17 protein-coding genes and 1 other annotated feature are annotated in these 17493 nt (G+C 43.8%); of the genes, 7 read left to right on the top strand and 10 right to left on the bottom strand.

Annotated elements, in window-relative coordinates:
* The first annotated feature begins 164 nt into the window (after positions 1–164).
* Both IHV80_RS02600 and srmB read left to right on the top strand, forming a co-directional pair.
* Positions 165–893, top strand: a complete 729-nt coding sequence (locus tag IHV80_RS02600; RefSeq protein ID WP_192889977.1) for a tRNA1(Val) (adenine(37)-N6)-methyltransferase — start codon at positions 165–167, stop codon at positions 891–893.
* 107 nt (positions 894–1000) lie between these two features.
* Positions 1001–2266 (top strand): ATP-dependent RNA helicase SrmB, encoded by a 1266-nt coding sequence (gene srmB / locus IHV80_RS02595; protein WP_009848422.1) that lies wholly within the window; start codon positions 1001–1003, stop codon positions 2264–2266.
* A 116-nt stretch (positions 2267–2382) separates the two neighbouring features.
* Here the strand turns inward: srmB and yaaA are convergent, their stop codons facing one another.
* Both yaaA and IHV80_RS02585 read right to left on the bottom strand, forming a co-directional pair.
* Positions 2383–3159: a peroxide stress protein YaaA gene (gene yaaA / locus IHV80_RS02590; protein ID WP_017110544.1), complete on the bottom strand. Its 777-nt coding sequence runs from the start codon at positions 3157–3159 to the stop codon at positions 2383–2385.
* 225 nt (positions 3160–3384) lie between these two features.
* A complete protein-coding gene (locus tag IHV80_RS02585) occupies positions 3385–4815 on the bottom strand; it encodes an alanine/glycine:cation symporter family protein (protein ID WP_192889976.1) in 1431 nt (476 codons plus the stop codon).
* 710 nt (positions 4816–5525) lie between these two features.
* On the opposite strand from IHV80_RS02585, the gene IHV80_RS02580 reads away from it, so the two are divergent.
* Entirely contained in the window at positions 5526–5714 is a 189-nt protein-coding gene (locus IHV80_RS02580) for a DUF3545 family protein (protein ID WP_102434690.1), read from the top strand.
* A gap of 75 nt (positions 5715–5789) precedes the next feature.
* Here the strand turns inward: IHV80_RS02580 and IHV80_RS02575 are convergent, their stop codons facing one another.
* From IHV80_RS02575 to nfo, 3 genes are all read right to left on the bottom strand, one after another.
* A complete protein-coding gene (locus IHV80_RS02575; protein ID WP_102434689.1) occupies positions 5790–6341 on the bottom strand; it encodes a hemerythrin domain-containing protein in 552 nt (183 codons plus the stop codon).
* Positions 6342–6427: 86 nt separating this feature from the next.
* A complete protein-coding gene (ung, locus tag IHV80_RS02570; RefSeq protein ID WP_192889975.1) occupies positions 6428–7108 on the bottom strand; it encodes a uracil-DNA glycosylase in 681 nt (226 codons plus the stop codon).
* A gap of 484 nt (positions 7109–7592) precedes the next feature.
* Positions 7593–8501, bottom strand: coding sequence for a deoxyribonuclease IV (nfo, locus tag IHV80_RS02565; RefSeq protein ID WP_192889974.1), 909 nt, complete (start codon positions 8499–8501; stop codon positions 7593–7595).
* A gap of 326 nt (positions 8502–8827) precedes the next feature.
* On the opposite strand from nfo, the gene grcA reads away from it, so the two are divergent.
* The gene (gene grcA / locus IHV80_RS02560) at positions 8828–9205 is read left to right on the top strand and encodes an autonomous glycyl radical cofactor GrcA (protein ID WP_004739575.1); all 378 of its coding nucleotides are present in this window, start codon (positions 8828–8830) and stop codon (positions 9203–9205) included.
* Between the two features lie 79 nt (positions 9206–9284).
* On the opposite strand, the gene thrC is transcribed toward grcA, so the two are convergent.
* From thrC to thrA, 3 genes are read right to left on the bottom strand one after another with little or no spacing between them, the layout of a single operon-like run.
* Positions 9285–10568 (bottom strand): threonine synthase, encoded by a 1284-nt coding sequence (gene thrC, locus IHV80_RS02555; RefSeq protein ID WP_192889973.1) that lies wholly within the window; start codon positions 10566–10568, stop codon positions 9285–9287.
* Entirely contained in the window at positions 10565–11521 is a 957-nt protein-coding gene (gene thrB / locus IHV80_RS02550; RefSeq protein WP_192890709.1) for a homoserine kinase, read from the bottom strand. The genes thrC and thrB overlap by 4 nt, the downstream gene beginning before the upstream one ends.
* 17 nt (positions 11522–11538) lie before the next feature.
* Positions 11539–13998 carry a bifunctional aspartate kinase/homoserine dehydrogenase I gene (gene thrA / locus IHV80_RS02545; RefSeq protein ID WP_192889972.1) on the bottom strand — a complete coding sequence of 820 codons (2460 nt, stop codon included), beginning with the start codon at positions 13996–13998 and terminating at the stop codon, positions 11539–11541.
* A gap of 29 nt (positions 13999–14027) precedes the next feature.
* Positions 14028–14146: a sequence feature (Thr leader region), on the bottom strand.
* 317 nt (positions 14147–14463) lie between these two features.
* Here thrA and IHV80_RS02540 point away from each other — a divergent pair.
* Positions 14464–14940: a ribonuclease regulator gene (locus IHV80_RS02540; RefSeq protein WP_192889971.1), complete on the top strand. Its 477-nt coding sequence runs from the start codon at positions 14464–14466 to the stop codon at positions 14938–14940.
* A gap of 174 nt (positions 14941–15114) precedes the next feature.
* Here the strand turns inward: IHV80_RS02540 and IHV80_RS02535 are convergent, their stop codons facing one another.
* Positions 15115–15600 carry a putative 4-hydroxy-4-methyl-2-oxoglutarate aldolase gene (locus IHV80_RS02535; protein ID WP_192889970.1) on the bottom strand — a complete coding sequence of 162 codons (486 nt, stop codon included), beginning with the start codon at positions 15598–15600 and terminating at the stop codon, positions 15115–15117.
* A gap of 47 nt (positions 15601–15647) precedes the next feature.
* Here IHV80_RS02535 and IHV80_RS25385 point away from each other — a divergent pair, with 47 nt between their 5' ends.
* The gene (locus tag IHV80_RS25385; RefSeq protein WP_318842408.1) at positions 15648–15806 is read left to right on the top strand and encodes a ribonuclease activity regulator protein RraA; all 159 of its coding nucleotides are present in this window, start codon (positions 15648–15650) and stop codon (positions 15804–15806) included.
* A gap of 372 nt (positions 15807–16178) precedes the next feature.
* Positions 16179–16895 carry a two-component system response regulator ArcA gene (arcA, locus tag IHV80_RS02530; RefSeq protein WP_004741534.1) on the top strand — a complete coding sequence of 239 codons (717 nt, stop codon included), beginning with the start codon at positions 16179–16181 and terminating at the stop codon, positions 16893–16895.
* Between the two features lie 147 nt (positions 16896–17042).
* Here the strand turns inward: arcA and IHV80_RS02525 are convergent, their stop codons facing one another.
* Entirely contained in the window at positions 17043–17486 is a 444-nt protein-coding gene (locus tag IHV80_RS02525; protein WP_017106799.1) for a hypothetical protein, read from the bottom strand.
* Positions 17487–17493: the final 7 nt, after the last annotated feature.

The following is a 17493-nucleotide window of genomic DNA, read 5'->3' as shown; positions in this document are numbered from 1 at the left end:
CATATACGAACAAAAAGCAGTGGATTCCACTGGATATGGAAAAATAGCCATAATTATAAACTAACCATAATTCACAACAATAGTTCTCCAAGCAGAACATTGATTCATACAACTGATTAACATTAGAGCTAATCACTTAAAATATCTCGATACTCAGAACATTCATGAAAGACAAAACCATAGAAACCAAAAGCTTCGATTTCAAAAAATTCTCTATTTACGGTGGGCAGAGCGGTATGCCTGTCAGTACCGATGGAGTACTACTCGGTGCATGGGTTAACCTTACGGAAAAAGAGTCGGTACTCGATATAGGGACAGGCACAGGATTGTTAGCTCTGATGGCGGCTCAACGTTTCAAAGGTGCCTCAATCTCGGCCATTGATATTGATCAGCATGCGATCCATGCTGCGACCATCAATATTGAACAGTCGCCTTGGCAAGATCGTATTAGCCTTCACCAAGGCAGTATTTTAACGGCCGCGTTTCCTCAAGCATTTGATGCCATCGTTTGTAATCCCCCTTATTTCAATTCAGGCGAGCAGGCAAAGCAAAGTCAAAGGGCCACCGCTAGACACACAACAAGTTTGGATCATCTTGAACTCGCCAAACGCTGTTTCAAGCTCACAACAGAGAGTGCAACCGCAAGCTTCATACTGCCAACGCCAGAAGGGGAAAGCTTTATAAAACTGGCCGAGCAATGTGGTTGGTACCTAGCAAAGCGCCTTGATGTGAAAACAACCGACAAAAAACCGCCAAGCAGAATCCTATTTGAACTATCTAAAGATCCTGCTTGTGAGCGAGATCTTCAGTGTGAATCGCTTACAATCCATGGTGATGGCGGTTATAGCGAGGTATTTATTGCACTTACTAAAGATTTTTATCTCAAGATGTAGCAAATACCATGTGATCCTAATCACTAATGCTTCTATAATGTCCGACTACTCTTTTTTATCGTCTGCTGTTAGAAGCAGAAACATTTATTGCTTGTGGAGAAACAACAGTGATCAGAACCTTTGCAGAACTCGATCTAAACCAAGAGCTGCTTAAAGCAATTGACGAAATGGGCTACGAGCGCCCTACACAGATACAAGCTGAAGCTATCCCACAAGCGTTAGATGGAAGAGACGTTTTGGCTTCTGCGCCAACAGGTACCGGTAAAACAGCTTCATTTGTACTGCCAGCACTGCAATACCTACTGGACTTCCCACGTAAGAAGTCAGGTCCTGCACGTATGCTTATCCTAACGCCAACGCGTGAACTAGCAATGCAGATCACCGAGCAAGCTCGTGAACTCGCTAAGTACACCAGCCTAAATATCTTTACGATCACAGGCGGCGTGATGTACCAAGAGCACGCTGACATCTTAAGTACGACTCAAGATATCGTGGTGGCTACACCAGGTCGTCTGATGGAATACATTGAAGGTGAGCGTTTCGATTGTCGTGCAATTGAATGGTTAGTTCTGGATGAAGCAGACCGCATGCTAGATATGGGCTTTGGCCCGGTTGTGGACCGTTTATCAGCAGAATGTCGCTGGCGTAAACAAACTTTACTTTTCTCAGCAACGCTAGAAGGTAAAGGTATTGAAGGTTTCACTGAAGATCTTCTGAAAAACCCAGCAGAGATCGATGCGAAATCATCATTGCGTGAACGTAAGAAGATCACTCAATGGTATCACCGCGCCGATTCAGCTAAGCACAAGCTTGATATCCTAAAACATATCATCACAGAGCAAGCTGAACGCAGCATCATCTTCTTGAAGACTCGTGACCGCCTAGGTGACCTTCGAGCTCAACTAGAAAGTGCACAGATCCCGTGTGTATGGATCCAAGGTGAAATGCCTCAAGATCGTCGTAACAACGCGATTTCTCGTTTCCGCGATGGTTCTATCAACGTACTGCTGGCAACTGACGTCGCAGCTCGTGGTATTGACCTTCCTGATGTGAGCCACGTTATTAACTACGACATGCCACGTACAGCAGATGTCTACCTACACCGTATTGGCCGTACGGCTCGTGCAGGTAAGAAAGGTAACGCGGTTTCTATCATTGAAGCGCACGATCAGCTAATGATTGAACGTGTGGCTCGTTACACTGAAGATGCGATCAAAGAACGCTTCATCGAAGGCATGCGTCCAACGCATAAGAAAGCCGCGGTAACGAAGAAAAAGAAACCGAAGAAAGAAGATAAGAAAGCGGTAGCAAAGCAAAAGATTGCTAAGAAAAAGAAAATCGCTAAGAAAAAGAAAGCCGTTAAGAACAAGTAACCTAACCGCCTTTCAATGATTCAATAAAAAGTCCCATGCAGTTCTCTGCATGGGGCTTTTCTCTATCTGGCCTGTGATCAGGCTAAAACCGAGAGTAACTCGTTAGCCAAGGGCTGCTAGTTTTGCTCTTCACGCTTGAAGACTAACTCTTTCGCATTCGACTCTTCTTCAACGAAGTAGTAACCCGCGGTATCAAATTTGGTCAGCGCTTCCACTGAATCGATTTTGTTCTCAATAATGTAGCGAGCCATCATGCCACGCGCTTTCTTCGCGTAAAAGCTGATCACCTTGTACTGGCCATTCTTGCAGTCTTTAAAAACTGGGGTGATGATTTGACCATCAAGGCTCTTCGGCTTCACCGCTTTAAAGTATTCGTTCGATGCTAGGTTAATCAACACATTATCGCCTTGAGCATTCAACGCTTCATTCAGCTTATCTGTGATGATATTGCCCCAGAACTGGTACAAGTTAGTGCCACGCTCATTGGCTAAGCGTGTGCCCATCTCTAGGCGGTATGGCTGCATCAAATCTAATGGCTTCAATAACCCATATAAGCCGGAAAGCATGCGTAGGTGATTCTGTGCGTAGTCAAAATCATCGTCCGACAGCGTTTCAGCATCTAAGCCTGTGTAGACGTCACCTTTGAACGCCAAAATAGCTTGGCGAGCATTCTCTTGGGTAAAGGTCTCGCTCCATTGCTCAAAGCGCGCTACGTTCAGCCCAGCAATCTTATCGCTTACCTTCATCAGTGCTGATACATCAGCAGGTGTCAGCTTACGACACACTTCAATAAGCTCTGCAGAGTGTTCAACAAACTCTGGCTGGCTGAAGCGCTCAGTCGCTAATGGTGATTCGTAATCTAATGTCTTGGCTGGAGAAACGACAACTAACATAACTTTACCCTAATCGGTTATCTAACTGGATGCAGCTAGAGTATAGAAAAAACATCAACTTGTCTTTATGACTCTTCCTATTACTTTGATAGACAGATCTAGCTATAAGTCGCTTGCAAAGAAAGATCGCAGATACATAGAAATCGCAGGCAAAGAAAAAGGCTAAGGTCGAAACCTTAGCCTTTCTAATGATTTTAGGATGAGCGATGAATCACTCCAACAAGATTACTTCTTCTTGTTGTTAACCCAAATACCATCTTCCAATTGAGCCTTAAGCTCTGGGAAATCATCTGCATCGAACGTAGGTACTTTACCCGCGTCTAATTGACGGTTGTAGTCTTTCGCTAGCTTAATCACGATACCCGATAGCAAGATAATCGCTACCAAGTTAACAATCGCCATTAGGCCCATCGATACGTCAGCCAATGCCCATACCGTTGGTAGTGTCGCGAGAGAACCGAACATAACCATACCCAGTACAACGATACGGAACAGCACTAGGCCCTTCTTGTTGTTGTGCTCTAGGAAGATAAGGTTCGTTTCAGCGTACGAGTAGTTTGCAATGATTGAAGTGAAAGCGAAGAAGAAAATCGCTACCGCTACAAAGATGCCACCCCATTCGCCCACTTGTGCCGTTAGTGCACGTTGCGTTAGTTCGATACCCGTTACTTCACCGTGTGGTACATACTCACCAGACATCAGGATGATTGCTACTGTTGCAGAACAGATAACAATCGTGTCCATGAACACACCTAGCATTTGCACATAACCTTGTGATGCTGGGTGCGGTGGGTAAGGCGTAGCAGAAGCTGCTGCGTTTGGCGCAGAACCCATACCCGCTTCGTTCGAAAACAAACCACGTTTGATGCCGTTAATCATCGCTTGTGCGATTGCGTAACCTAGGCCACCCGCTGCTGCTTCTTGCAGACCGAATGCACTCTTGAAGATAAGAGCCAGAACTTCAGGCACTTTCTCAATGTTCATTAGCATTACGTAAATAGCGATAGCTAAGTAAGCCAGCGCCATAACTGGAACAATGATTTCTGCAGTGCGAGCAATCTTACGGATACCACCGAAGATAACGAATGCAGAGATAATAACGATACCAACACCAACGTAGCTACGCTCAAAGTCGAATGCTGTGTTCATTGCACTTGCAATCGCGTTCGCTTGAACTGCGTTGAAGACTAGACCGAATGCGATGATTAGGAAGATAGAGAATAGAACCCCCATCCAACGCATACCTAGGCCTTTCTCCATGTAGTATGCAGGACCGCCACGGTAGTTACCGTCGTTATCACGTGTTTTGTATAGCTGTGCTAGTGTGCTTTCTGCAAACGATGTTGCCATACCCAGCATGGCAATTAGCCACATCCAGAAGATAGCACCAGGGCCACCAGCGGTAAGAGCAACAGCAACACCTGCCATGTTACCTGTACCTACACGAGCTGCTAGACTAGTACAAAGAGCTTGGAAAGAAGAGATACCAGCACTGTCTGCTTTACGGCTGTTTCTAAGAACAGAGAACATGTGGCCGAAATGGCGGAATTGAATGAAGCCTAGTCGTACAGTGAAGTAGATACCCACACCAACGAGTAAGTAAACTAAGATAGATCCCCAAAGGAGATCGTTCATCAAATTGATTAAGTCTGTCACGTGAACCTCGTAATTGAGTTTAAGCACTGATCTTGCTTCCGAGCCTTCCTCTAAATCGCCTATGCCAGTGTCAATGTTGTATCGGCATTCGTTTTATATTTATTTGTTGCGATCTAGATTGTAAATGTCGCTTCATGCATCCATTTTACGTATCAGTGTATTTTTTGACGGGCGGATAATGCAGTGAGATGACCTAAAAATCAATATGCAAATTGATTAATATTTAAATGACATTTCACTAATAACACACCTTTTGTTAACACAATTTTCAACAATCAAGCCCAATAAAAGTCACATTATCGGGACATAATATCAACAATGGCCAGCGCCTTGGTTTAACAAGAATGACATTCGATAAAAATAGCACCAGCCTAGGTTTTACAAGGTATAGTGAAGATCTGTGATTTTTTCTATAGCGATTAAATCCCTCTCCCTCATCACACAATACGCAGCTGTATGCATTGTCGTTAAAGTACTATTCCTTTCGCACAATGAATTAACATTAAAACACAGATAATTTAATCGTTTACGTCAGTCTGTTTGCTTGTTTTTTATACAGAAAATAAAGAGCAATGTGTGAGCATGCATAGGAAATGCAAACAAAACCTTCATGATTTTGAAACAAATGAGAAACAAATCAAGGTTATTGTAGAACCAAATATGGTATCTAATAGTCTGTAAAGACTAGCCCACGGATGGAGATATAGCTTATGGACAACTTTCAATTTGATGAAATATCAGAACTAGAATTACCACGTGCTACTACCAAGACTCGCTCAAAACCACTTAAACGAAAATGGCGAGAAATCGAGGCGATCAACGACCGTCGACAGCTTGAGAAAGAGCTCAGAGAGATGAACCTCGGTCTCGATTTTAGCTTAGACGATATTAAGCTTTAATCAGAACAACAAATAAATAGAATGATAAAGGCACCTAAACGGTGCCTTTATTTTTTGTGAGGACTAATCCATTCACTACACACATTCGCCTTCACTTTGGCGAACTCGAGCAGCTAATTGCTTATATTGGTCTGCGATGGTTTGGCCGAATACAGGGTCATCTTCAGGCAGTTGCCACTGCGATTCAACCTCTTGCCAATCTTGTACCGTAAACGCGTCCACAATCTTAGGGATAATGAACCTCTCTTCCAGTTCCATATGCTTTTTCTGAACAGAGACAAAACCTTCTAATTGCTCAATGAAAAACTGTTGAGGGACAACCGCATCTTGCAGGATCATGTCGACCAAACCTAAAAAGTCAGCTGTTTTCTCAGAAAGCAGTTGATGCTCTAATTCCAAGTCTTCAATCACTTGGTCACTGCCATACTGCTTGAGATAGTAGCGGTAAATAATGTCTTCTTTAGGGTGATGCACCTTATCTGAATGGTTCATCAAGTAATGAACCACCTCAGCGATCAAGCTATAGTTAATGTCACGCTCTTGCTTCAGGCACTCTAATTTATTTTTGAGAATCGCGAGCAAACGAGCCATATAGCCGTGCTCTCGTCTTATCCTTTCAATCATCATAGTATTGCACTCCATTACACCTACTATTTATAAGTGTATATGAAGATGGCAATTTGTGGTTTGACCCTGCTCAGAAAATCATCAATCTACAACACCAGTGGTAATGTCCAATCGATAGGCTGTTGCTTAATAGAAGAGAGTAGCTCGTTGGTCATCGAGAAATGCTTACAACCGAAGAAACCACGGCGTGCTGATAGTGGCGATGGATGAGGTGCGACCAACACATGGTGTTTATCTGCATCAATAGCTTGGCCTTTCTTCTGGGCATGCGCGCCCCACAGTAAGAAGATGATCGGCTCAGAACGCTGATTTAGCTCTGCAATGATGGCATCGGTAAAGGTTTCCCAACCACACTTGGCATGTGAGTGTGCTTTGGCCTCTTCTACCGTCAGTACCGTATTCAACATTAACACCCCTTGAGATGCCCAAGTATCAAGGTAACCATGACTAGGGATCTCAAAGCCCTCTATATCTTGTGCGAGCTCTTTGTACATATTACGCAGAGACGGTGGGATTTTCACGCCAGGAAGCACTGAGAATGCTAAGCCGTGAGCTTGGTTGGCACCGTGATACGGGTCTTGCCCAAGGATAACCACGCGTACAGACTCAAAAGGCGTCATATCGAAAGCACTGAACACCTGCTCTTGGGGAGGATAAATGGTTTTCCCACTATTACGTTGCTGCTCGACAAAAGCGAGAACACTCTGAAAGTACTCTTTCTCACGTTCATCACTAATAATGGATTCCCAAGTCTTTGGTGCGCTCATCGTTTTACTTCCCAATCATCAAGATTTCTAGGGCCTTTCGCCAGACAAAAAATAGCTGTATCGGCTAACTGTCCTAAATAAGGCTCTAGTTATACCTCATACAGCTATCAATAAACATGATGTGTAGGGTTGGCTTCTTGAGAAGTCATGATTTATTGAGCAGTCACAGCTTCTTGAGTAAACATCGTTTCTTAAGAAATCACCTTTCTTGAGTAAACACCGTTTCTTGAAAACTAATAGCGACGCTGCAATTTAAGTTAAGTTCGATTAACCGCTTTTTTGCGGTGTACGATGATGACCATGACTATGCACGTGACGATTTGGTGTCGGTAAACGACTGGCGACAGCAACAGTTGAAGTTTGGGCTTGTGAATACATAAAGGCACCTCCTCTAAGACATCGTGAACTACATATTCACTTTAATACTATGAAAGAAAGGTGCCAATTTTTAGAAATAGAAGGAAATTAATTATCCCCTCTATTATTACGCTTCTTCGCTAGCTAGCGCTGCTGAGCGATGAAACATTCTAAGTTGTTGAATTTCCTCTTTCCAGATCGTCGAATCAATCGTTTCTAAGATAAGAGGGATACCGTTAAAGCGAGAATCCGAGGCAATATACTCAAAACAATCCCAGCCAATTTCACCTTTTCCTAAAGAATGGTGTCTATCTACTCGGCTTGCGAACTCAGCTTTTGAATCATTGATGTGCATTGCTCTTAGATAGTGCATGCCCACAATACGGTCGAACTCTGCAAAAGTATGCTCGCACGCTTCTTTTGTTCGTAGGTCGTAACCGGCAGTAAAGGTATGGCAGGTATCTAAACATACGCCGACGCGTGACTTATCTTCTACTTGGTCGATGATCTCTGCTAGGTGCTCAAACCTCCAACCCAGATTAGTGCCCTGCCCTGAGGTATTCTCAATCACCGCAATTACATCAGGCACCGCTTGGTGAGCCAAATTGATCGACTCAGAGATCTTGGCCAAACATTCGCTTTCTGAGATTTTCTTTAAATGACTCCCAGGATGAAAATTCAAAAGCGTTAGTCCAAGTTGATTACAACGCTCCATTTCATCAATAAAAGCCGCACGTGATTTCTCTAGCTTCTCTTCTTCTGGTGCTCCTAAGTTAATAAGGTAGGAATCATGAGGAAGAATGTGTTCAGCGCTAAAACCTAACATTTTGCAATTGGCCTTAAAGGCGCTGATTGTTTTAGCTTCCAATGGTTTTGCAGCCCATTGTCTCTGGTTTTTGGTAAACAGTGCGAACGCATTGGCGCCAATCTCACGAGCGCGCATTGGCGCCTGATCAACACCACCAGCAGCAGACACATGAGCACCAATAAACTTAATATTGGTTTGAGGTTTTGAAGATGAATTATTGTTTGTCATTAAATCACTTTACACTTTCAGAATGCTTAATAAATAAAGGGTCGTATCGTTTGTAGTTCAATAAAAACACAACAAATGTAGTAAACTTACAACAAATAAGACTGTTAAATATTTTTTATACTTTAAAATATTTTGTAATTACTTTGTTTTCAAAGGTTTTATTGATTTACCTCAATATAATCACCTTTGTAAAAATATGGTTTTTGGTTGTTTTTTGACTTAAATCAATGTTAACCTTACTAATATTAGGTATATATTACCCAGCTCAATAAAAATCGAAAGTTAACACCATAATCAAACCACATTCAGTGGACTAGGAGATAGTTATGATCCAAGGTATTCAAATTACTAAAGCAGCAAACGACGACCTACTAAACTCAATCTGGCTACTAGATAGCGAGAAGAATGAAGCTCGTTGTGTTGCAGCTACTGCTGGTTTTGAAGCTGACCAAGTTATCCCAGCTGCAGATCTAGGTGAATACGAGAGCCGTGAAGTTGCAATCGAAGCAGCACCACGTATCGAAGGTGGTCAACACCTAAACGTTAACGTTCTTAAGCGTGAAACGCTTGAAGACGCAGTTGCTCACCCAGAGAACTACCCACAGCTAACTATCCGTGTATCGGGTTACGCTGTACGTTTCAACTCTCTAACAACTGAACAGCAACGTGACGTTATTGCACGTACATTCACTGAGTCTCTATAATTTTTAGAACTCAGATTAGAATACAAAAACGGCGCTCATTGAGCGCCGTTTTTATTTGTTCAAACAATACAGAAGTACGTTATGGCTGAACTCGACGAAGTACCACTTTCAAAGCTTCAAAATCATTATCTAGGTCTTCAGACAACAACTCCATCACCGCGTGCTTAGCCAGCGGGCCAGGAAGTTCAATGTCAGTACCTAAGATGTCATCAACCACTTCTTTGAATTTAGCCGGGTGTGCCGTACATAAGAACAGACCGGTCTCGTTCTCTTGCAGCTGCTCTTCCAATAGACGGTAAGCAATCGCACCATGAGGTTCACATAGGTAACCTTGAGCTTTTAGGTCGCGTACTGATTCAGCACTCTGCTCATCAGATACTTTACCTTTACCCAAAGTATCCAGTCCCCAACCTTTCAGCTGGCAAAGCTCTTCGATACGTGGCCAGTTGTTTGGTTGGCTCACATCCATCGCGTTCGATGTTGTCGCAACCGTTGGTTTTGGATCCCATTGGCCTGTTTCTAGGTAACGAGGAACCGTGTCATTTTCGTTGGTTGCTGCAATGAAGCGTTTAACTGGTAAGCCTAGCGCTTTCGCTAATAGGCCAGCAGTTAGGTTACCAAAGTTACCACTTGGTACAGAGATAACCAGATTTTCACGTTGCTCTTTGGTTAGCTGAGAAGCTGCCTCAAAGTAGTAACAAATCTGAGCCATCAAACGGCTGATGTTGATTGAGTTTGCTGAGTTCAAGCCAATCTCTTTGCGCAGTTCAGCGTCGTCAAACGCGTCTTTTACTAGTGCCTGACACGCATCAAAATCGCCATCAATCGCGACAGTGTGGATGTTCTTACCTAGCGTACAGAATAGCTTTTCTTGCAGTGGGCTGATCTTGCCTTTCGGGTAAAGGATCACAACATTGATGTTTTCCATACCGTAAAAAGCATGTGCAACCGCAGCGCCAGTATCACCCGATGTAGCCGTTAAGATAGTGATTTGACCGCCATCAGAAACCGCAGCTAAAGATTGAGCCATAAAACGGCCACCGAAATCTTTAAATGCTAACGTTGGACCGTGAAACAGTTCAAGTGCGTAAACACCGTCTTTCACTTGGTTGATCGGTGCTGGGAATTGGAATGCCGCATCCACTAGTTGATCAATCTGTTCTTTTGGTAACTCATCACCAATTAGAGCAGAAAGAATCTTTGAACTACGAGGGACAAAGTCCTCTGCAAGTAGTGCATCGATGTCATCGAACTTAGGCAGTTCTGATGGGAAAAATAGACCTTGGTTACGGCCTAGACCTTGACGAACGGCTTGGCCAAAAGAGACTTGCTCATCGTTTTCTTTGATGTTGTACAGCTTCATAACTCACTTCCTGTAACGATCGAACCTTGCTTATCTAAGCGACAAACGTGGACGAATCCTTCTTCATTTTGTACGTAATTTTGTTCTAACCAGCGTGCAACACGCTCGGCGACATCTTGTTCTTTGCAAATGCTAAATAGCGTAGGGCCACTACCAGAAATTCCAGTAGCTAATGCTCCTGCTGACGTTGCATATTTGCGTGCATCAGCAAACCCTGGAAGCAGTTTCTCACGATATGGTTCAGCAATCACGTCTTTGATCATCTTAGCCGCTAGCTCGGGCTGACCAGAGTGACAAGCATGAATAAAGCCAGCTAAATGACGACCATGAGCAATCACATCTTGACGGCGATACTGAGAAGGCAAGATCTCTCGCGCTTCGGCCGTTGAAACCTTGATGCCAGGGTAAGCCATTACCCAATACCAATCGTCAAAACATGGAACCTCTTGGCTAATAATGCCAAGCTCTTCCAACATTAACTGCACACCACCAAGGTAACATGGCGCAACGTTATCGTAATGTATGCCACCTGAAATCTTACCTTCCATTTCACCCATAAGAGCAAGCAGTTCAGTTTCATTCAACGGTTGACCATGAAAACGGTTCAAGGCATCAAGCGCTGCGACAATTGAACATGCACTCGACCCTAAACCGGAACCGATAGGCATGTTCTTCTCTAGCGTCATCTCTAGAGATTTAACTGAGATACCTTTCTTGTCTAACTCGCGAGAGAACACAACCCAGCAGTCGTAGACAATATTTTCTTTGGTTTCAGTTGGCAGCTTAGAAACAAAGCTGCCAACTGTTTTTAGCGAGAATGGTTCATCACCGGCTTTAACCATTACTCGATCACCCAGTAATGTGCCATCCACTGGAGACACAGCGGCCCCCAGCACATCAAAACCTACACTGACATTGCCAATTGATGCAGGAGCATAAACGACAACATCCATATCACTTGAACTCATTCCTAAACTCCTAATTTCCAACCAAGAGTACGCATCACATCAGAGAATACGCCTGCTGCTGTAACTTCAGTACCTGCACCGTAGCCACGTAGAACGAGTGGGATTGGCTGGTAGTAACGGCTGTAGAATGCTAGAGCGTTCTCGCCATCTTTAATCTTAAACATTGGATCATCGCCATCAACAGCTGCGATACGAACCTTACATTTACCTTCAGCGATCTCACCCACATAACGAAGTACTTTGCCTTCTTCTGCTGCGATAGCTGATTGCTCTTTGAAGTATGCATCCGCTTCTGGCAAGCGAGCCATGAACTCGTCAACCGTACCTGAATCATCAAAACCCGGTGGCAATGCTTGGTCAACTTCAACATCTTCAAGCTCAAGTGCCATACCCGCTTCACGTGCAAGAATAAGCAGCTTACGCGCAACGTCCATACCAGACAGATCATCACGAGGGTCCGGTTCAGTAAAGCCGTTATCTTTAGCAATGTTGGTTGCTTGGCTGAGTGTCATACCTTCATCAAGTTTGCCGAAGATGTAAGACAGTGAACCAGAAAGAATGCCGTTGAACTTCTCAAGCTCATCACCTGCAGAAATTAGGTTCTGTAGGTTTTCGATTACCGGTAGACCTGCGCCTACTGTTGTCTCGTACATCAACTTACGACGAGAGTTACGTGCAACCTCACGGAGCTGATGGTAGTAAGCCATGCTTGCTGTGTTGGCTTTTTTGTTTGGTGTTACAACGTGGAAACCAGCTGCTAGGAAATCAGCGTATTGTCCGGCAATACCTTCGCTAGACGTACAATCAACCAATACAGGGTTGATGATGTGGTTACGTTGAACAAGTGCCGCTAAACGCGCTAGGCTGAACTCTTCTGTCGCGCTCGACATGCGATCACGCCATTGTTCTAATGGTAAGCCTTCACTGTCTAGCAATAAGCCTTTGCTGTTTGCTAAACCACATACGCGAATCACAATACCTTTTTCAGCCAGTTTGCCTTGTTGACGTTGGATCTGATCGACAAGTTCACCGCCGACACCGCCAACACCAACGACGAATACGTCAAGGAAGTGCTTAGAGTTGAATAGATTTTCGTGACACGCTTTGATTGCTTCTGAGATTTTATCTTCAGGGATAACCGCTGAGATAGCACGCTCTGAAGAGCCTTGAGCGATAGCAACAATGTTGACGTTCACTTCAGCTAAAGAAGAGAAGAACTGAGAAGCAACGCCGCGTGAAGTACGCATGCCGTCCCCCACCAGCGTTACAATCGCGACATCATCCATGAACTCAACTGGCTCTAATAGGCCATCTTTAAGTTCAAGTTCAAACGCATCCGACAACACTTGCTTCGCTTTCACTTTGTCAGCTGATTCAATACAGAAGCTGATGCTGTACTCAGAAGAAGATTGAGTAATAAGGACGATAGAAACGCCTGCAGAAGACATCGCGCCGAATACACGACTCGCCATGCCTACCATGCCCTTCATACCAGGGCCTGATACGTTAACCATGGTTAGGTCACTTAGCGTAGTGATACCTTTGATCGCTAGGTTATCTTCGCCAGTGTCTTGGCCAATCAAAGTTCCTGCACCCTGTGGGTTGAAGCTGTTTTTGATCAGACATGGAATATGGAATTGTGCAATAGGTGCGATTGTTTTCGGGTGTAGAACTGAAGCACCGAAGTAAGAAAGCTCCATCGCTTCTTGGTAGCTAAGTGATTTAAGAAGACGGGCATCATCTACTAAGCGTGGGTCACAGTTGTAAACACCATCGACGTCAGTCCAGATCTCACAACAGTCTGCACGTAGACATGCAGCCAATACAGCCGCAGAATAGTCTGAGCCATTACGACCTAGTGTGACTAGCTCGCCTTTTTCATTACCCGCCGTAAAGCCAGGCATGATGTTAACGTGACCTTGTGGAAGTGGAGATTGACGGAAGTTCTGTGTAGAAATGTCCACATCAACCATCGCTTCAAGGTGGTCACCTTTAGCATATAGGTATTCCACTGGGTCAATCAGGCTTGCTGGCTGACCTTTCGCTTCTAATACCGCTTTCATTAACTGAATCGAGATTCGCTCACCTTTACTGATGATGCGAGCATTAACATGGTTCGGGCACATGCCCAGTAAGTTAATACCATTCACGAACTGCTTAAGTTGAGCAAGAGAGGTATCGACCTGCTCTTGAAACGCAGAGCCATCAACTGACGGCAATACCGCTTGAATCTCTGTAAACAATGCAGCGAATGATGATTCGATCTCGGCGATCTGTACGTCTGCTTCACCATTTTTTAGTGCTGCTTCAATAACAGCAACCAGCTTATTAGTTGTTTTTCCTGGAGCCGATAGTACAACGGCTAGCTCTTCTTGCTGGGCATTATTAGCGATGATATCTGCTGCTCGTAAAAAACGATCTGCATCAGCTAATGATGAACCTCCAAACTTTAAAACGCGCATCCCTTTCTCCATAAGTCATAAAAATGGTACAAAAAAAGGCCTGTATCTTGTTGGATACAGGCCTTTTTTTTAAAATCCGTTACTTAGCAGCCTGCCCCAACAATGTTAATGTCGGTAATAATAATGGTGGTGGTCATTACTAGGTGGCTTACGTGCTGCATATCAAATTCTCTGCTTGTGCTTTACTCTACGTGTATCAATTTTTACCACTAGACGTCAATGAAAAGTTGCGTTTTTTTTACATTCACACCGTTTTTCAGAGCAAACCGTCATTTAAGGGATAAAACACCCTGCATCAACCTACCATTCAGAGACTGGATTAACTCATCAAACAAACAAGGGTAAGCAGTTGCATATATAGTAATAACAAAATGCTATATCGATTGTGCAGCGAACGTACAAATTCTGTGCTTTAATTGAACGATAACGTTCGAAGAACAATAATAATGACATCAGGAGTGGGAAGTGAAGAGATTACTTATTCTTTTAGTCTTTGCTGTGCCTGCTGTTTGTTCTGCGGATGACTTACCTATATTAAGCGGTTTACCTCTGTTACCAAGCCAGATAGACAGCTCTTCTCATAAGTTCTTTATCTCAACCCAAAACGCTTCTAGTGAAAGCTTCGATACGTGGAAAGTAGACAGCGGCTATTCCTACAGTTTATTTACTGATGTGGACCTTTATGTGGGAGCACGTATTAACAGTGCCTCTCTCAAATACGAAAGTGGTTTCTTGAGTGGAGTGAGCTATCAATTCTCTGAACGCATCTCTTTCAACAGCTCTCTGCATACATATAAAGACGAGACAGAAGATAACGACAAGTCAGTGGCTGCCGAAGTATCGAGTCGAGTCCAGCTAACAGACAATTTAGATATGCATGCCACCCTTGATTATGAAGAGTGGCAACGCGGTGTTGAAGTGGGATTAGGCTTTCGCTTTTAACCTGTTGATGAGTCCAGTGAGCGGTGTTTCCCAGTGAGCCTAAGTTACCCTGCGAGCTCAGTTATCCTGGAAACTAAAATTACCCACTGAAACTCACCTTGAAAGATCGCTTCAGTATCAATTCGGAAGCATCCAATCCCTCTTAACAGAACCTCACGCGATTCAATCCAGTGATTAGGATTCCATCAACAACTCAGTTGAGATTAAGACACCGTTCCAGTCAGCATAAATATAATCGCCCGGTTGAATCAGTTGATTATGTACCGTGAGCGTGACATTAACCTGCCCAACACCGTGCTTTTCGGTTTTAAATGGAGAGGCTCCGAGAGCTTGAATACCAAGATCCATCTGCGCCATCATCGCCACATCTCGAACCGCACCATTCACAATGACGCCTTCCCAACCATTTTCTATGGCAAGAATCGCCAATTGGTCGCCAAGTAACGCTTTTTGACACGAGCCATTACCGTCTACGACGAGTACTTTGCCGCAGCCATCGGTCTCTAAAACCTCACGAACCTTGGAATTATCGTGATAACAACGAACTGTTACAATTTTTCCCCAGAACGCACCACGTTGGCCGAAGTTCTGTAATGGCATGTTCAGTAAGGTGACTTTGCTTTCAAACTCGTCACACAAATCAGGTGTTATATCGTGCATATATCCTCCGTGAGTAAGGCGTTGCCAGCTAATGCGGCTGTGCCTCTATGCTTTTATATGTTGTTAGAATTAATCCTTTGTTTTCATTGTTCTATGCTCAATTTAATATTGAATTAGAGTTGATTGCGCATATTTATCTACTAGACTCTAAGAACAGCTTTCAGCTTCCTTGGTTCAAAATCTGGTCTTTAGCAGGCGAGGTGTGAGAACTATCTCGAATAATCATTCTAGTTTTGCTGCTAAATAGTCACCATAACACTGGTTAAGTTGTAGCCATACTATTAAAGTTTGTTGCGATACGGCAATTGATGTAAATCAACAAAGTGAATGGAATTAACATTCTCGCGTTGTTAGCATGCTGTTAACATTATAGAATCCACTGCAATCACTAACAGAATGATTGAAAGGCGTACTGGATCTACGTTATTGGGCAATACTTCAAGGAAGGCAGATAGCTGGAAGTAAGTGTTTTTTTGAAAACTTTAAGTTATCATCAAAATTACATTACCTGTATGTTATGTTTTTGCCTAGAATTTATTCTATTAGCACAGTTTCGTCACAAATTTAGGTACCGCCAAATGCAAACCCCGCAGATTCTTATCGTTGAAGATGAGCAAGTAACTCGTAACACTCTAAAGAGTATTTTTGAAGCAGAGGGATATGCTGTTTTTGAGGCTAGCGACGGTGAAGAGATGCACCAAGTGCTATCTGACAACCAAGTTAACCTTGTAATTATGGACATCAACCTTCCAGGTAAGAATGGCCTACTACTTGCGCGTGAACTACGTGAGCAAGCAAACGTAGCGCTTATGTTCTTAACTGGTCGTGATAATGAAGTTGATAAGATCCTTGGCCTAGAGATCGGCGCTGATGACTACATCACTAAGCCTTTCAACCCTCGTGAACTGACTATCCGTGCACGCAACCTTCTTAACCGTTCAATGAGCACAAGCTCTGTTCAAGAAGAAAAGCGTAGCGTTGAGAAGTACGAGTTCAACGGTTGGGTACTAGATATCAACAGTCGTTCTCTGGTTAGCCCAGATGGCGAAGGCTACAAGCTTCCTCGTTCAGAGTTCCGTGCTCTACTTCACTTCTGTGAGAACCCAGGTAAGATCCAAACACGTGCTGATCTTCTTAAGAAGATGACTGGCCGTGAGCTTAAGCCACACGATCGTACTGTAGACGTAACAATCCGTCGTATTCGTAAGCACTTTGAATCAGTTTCTGGTACGCCAGAAATCATCGCAACGATTCACGGTGAAGGCTACCGCTTTTGTGGTGACCTAGAAGACTAATTTGATTACGCTTCTGCCCGTTTAGTTCTTCTAACCGTTTAGTCCTTCTAACATCAGAAGCAGAATCAATCGTTATTAAAAAGGGAGAATGCCAACGCATTCTCCCTTTTTTGTTGTTCATTCAATGTGAACCATTAGGCAAGTCAATTAGTAGACTGTATCGACCTTCACGTCTTTCTCAACCAACCACTTCACGGTTTCGCCATCTTTAAGCTCTACTGCAACATCAACAGGCTGTTCGCTGTCGATCTCTAGTTGCCATACAAAAGCGACTTCCCACTGAGTTTCACTGTGCGTTCTTAAATCAAGATCGTCAGCCGTCACCAACAAAGTATCTGCACCCTGCTTGACCGTAACACTCTCAACCGCGAGTGTTGCTGGCAGTTCTGAGGTCGATTCTAGGTAAATAGCACCGTGCAGAGTCTTATCTTGAGTCTCTCCAATCGTCGGCATCTTGTTCAGCCAAAGGTTGCTTTTCATTGTGACTGTCGCTGCAGAGACTTCTACTTGATTGTCTTGCTGCCATTCAACTTGTGGTGCAGAACAACCCGCTAATGCCACAACGCATGCGGCGAATGCTAATTTTTTCATTATTCTT

The sequence above is a fragment of the Vibrio bathopelagicus genome, from assembly GCF_014879975.1.
GTDB lineage: Bacteria > Pseudomonadota > Gammaproteobacteria > Enterobacterales > Vibrionaceae > Vibrio > Vibrio bathopelagicus.
Note: the sequence above shows the minus strand (reverse complement) of the source record. Positions and strands in the feature narration are given on the sequence as shown.

Coding starts and splice junctions, on each gene's coding strand:
- thrB (WP_192890709.1), bottom strand. CDS start 11,521: ATGGATGTTGTCGTTTATGCTCCTGCATCAATTGGCAATGTCAGTGTA.
- grcA (WP_004739575.1), top strand. CDS start 8,828: ATGATCCAAGGTATTCAAATTACTAAAGCAGCAAACGACGACCTACTA.
- arcA (WP_004741534.1), top strand. CDS start 16,179: ATGCAAACCCCGCAGATTCTTATCGTTGAAGATGAGCAAGTAACTCGT.
- yaaA (WP_017110544.1), bottom strand. CDS start 3,159: ATGTTAGTTGTCGTTTCTCCAGCCAAGACATTAGATTACGAATCACCA.
- thrC (WP_192889973.1), bottom strand. CDS start 10,568: ATGAAGCTGTACAACATCAAAGAAAACGATGAGCAAGTCTCTTTTGGC.
- IHV80_RS02535 (WP_192889970.1), bottom strand. CDS start 15,600: ATGCACGATATAACACCTGATTTGTGTGACGAGTTTGAAAGCAAAGTC.
- ung (WP_192889975.1), bottom strand. CDS start 7,108: ATGAGCGCACCAAAGACTTGGGAATCCATTATTAGTGATGAACGTGAG.
- IHV80_RS02580 (WP_102434690.1), top strand. CDS start 5,526: ATGGACAACTTTCAATTTGATGAAATATCAGAACTAGAATTACCACGT.
- IHV80_RS02525 (WP_017106799.1), bottom strand. CDS start 17,486: ATGAAAAAATTAGCATTCGCCGCATGCGTTGTGGCATTAGCGGGTTGT.
- nfo (WP_192889974.1), bottom strand. CDS start 8,501: ATGACAAACAATAATTCATCTTCAAAACCTCAAACCAATATTAAGTTT.
- thrA (WP_192889972.1), bottom strand. CDS start 13,998: ATGCGCGTTTTAAAGTTTGGAGGTTCATCATTAGCTGATGCAGATCGT.
- IHV80_RS02600 (WP_192889977.1), top strand. CDS start 165: ATGAAAGACAAAACCATAGAAACCAAAAGCTTCGATTTCAAAAAATTC.
- IHV80_RS25385 (WP_318842408.1), top strand. CDS start 15,648: ATGCTTTTATATGTTGTTAGAATTAATCCTTTGTTTTCATTGTTCTAT.
- IHV80_RS02575 (WP_102434689.1), bottom strand. CDS start 6,341: ATGATGATTGAAAGGATAAGACGAGAGCACGGCTATATGGCTCGTTTG.